Source organism: Acetatifactor aquisgranensis (assembly GCF_943193215.1).
In the GTDB taxonomy this organism is placed as follows: Bacteria; Bacillota; Clostridia; order Lachnospirales; family Lachnospiraceae; genus Acetatifactor; species Acetatifactor aquisgranensis.
The window spans coordinates 1-1118 of record NZ_CALPDH010000107.1 but is presented as its reverse complement, the minus strand read 5'-3'; the positions used below and the strand labels follow the sequence as shown (position 1 = coordinate 1118).

Here is a 1118-nt window from a genome sequence, read left to right as displayed (position 1 = left end):
GGTGTTAGTCAGCAAATGGGTCGGTAAAGTTATATGGCCAGTAAACCAGATTCTCTTACGTCCCTGTTGCTATGGTAATAATCGATGCCTGTCACCGTCAGAACCGCACTTATCAGCCGTTTGATAATACCCTCTACGTTTCGATAGGCAGATGAGAAGAGAGCGTTATATCGGTTGATATACTTGCTTGCCACACCACGGTAGAACACATACCGCTGCTTGATGAAGCTGTGGAACCCATTTACGGTGTTCAGGTTGTAAAAACAGGTATCCTCCGCACTGGGGTCGTTGCAGTCCTTGACAATACACTCCGCAATCCCCGGAAGTGCATGGTAGCTGCGCAGCCCATCACAAAGGGCAAGGGTTCCGTCTGCGATATGGCCTTCGAATATGGCCAGCAGTTCCTTCGCGCTGGGCTTTGCCCGGTTGACTGTGGCGGCCATGGCATCCCCTTTGCGCTGGATGCCCGTGCAGATGCACACGTACTCATTGGAGATGCCCCTTTTTTGGGCTTTTGCCCCATGCCTGCGCGGGCCTCTTGGAATGGAGCCGTCCATTCCTTTCCCCTTATAGCAGTCAAGGACAAAGGTCTCGTCGAATTCGGACACCTCGCCAAGGCAGACATCGCTTATCTCAGGGAGCTGCTGCAGCGCCATGAGCACCTTGTGCCTCATGTCAAAGACAGCCTGGTGGGAACAGCCAATCTTTTGTGCAGTGTAGTCAATGGCATTGCCATGTACTGTGTCGCTAATGACTTCACGCCATGCCTCTGCCGGGAAATGTGAGTTCGACATGATGGTATGGGTGGTCGGGACAAATGTCTTTCCACAGGATTTGCAGAAGAACCTTTGTTTCCGGCATTTATGTCCATAACGGATGACGGCATGGGAGCTGCAATAGGGGCAGTCCGGTCTGGCTGCCAGAGTATCTTTTCCTTCCATGCAGTTAGCGGCATCCAATAAGGATGCAATGTCTTCCTCCGAGAGTTGATTGAGGCGGCTGATAAGTAGTTCCTTGGTGGTCATGTTATTCCCTCCCTATATGGGAATAACATAGCACTTTTTAAGGTCCATTAAACGGACTTAAAAGACATACCGACCCATTTACTGACTAACACC

At 50.8% G+C, this 1118-nt stretch carries 1 protein-coding gene; it reads right to left on the bottom strand.

The annotated features are described in order from the left end of the window. Positions 1 to 29: 29 nt before the first annotated feature. On the bottom strand, positions 30 to 1025 hold the full coding sequence (locus NFS35_RS28860) for an IS1595 family transposase (protein WP_251210390.1): 996 nt from the start codon (positions 1023 to 1025) through the stop codon (positions 30 to 32). Positions 1026 to 1118 lie beyond the last annotated feature (93 nt).

What these genes read in the sequence shown, in the direction of transcription:
- NFS35_RS28860 (WP_251210390.1), bottom strand. Translation starts at nt 1,025, where the DNA reads ATGACCACCAAGGAACTACTTATCAGCCGCCTCAATCAACTCTCGGAG.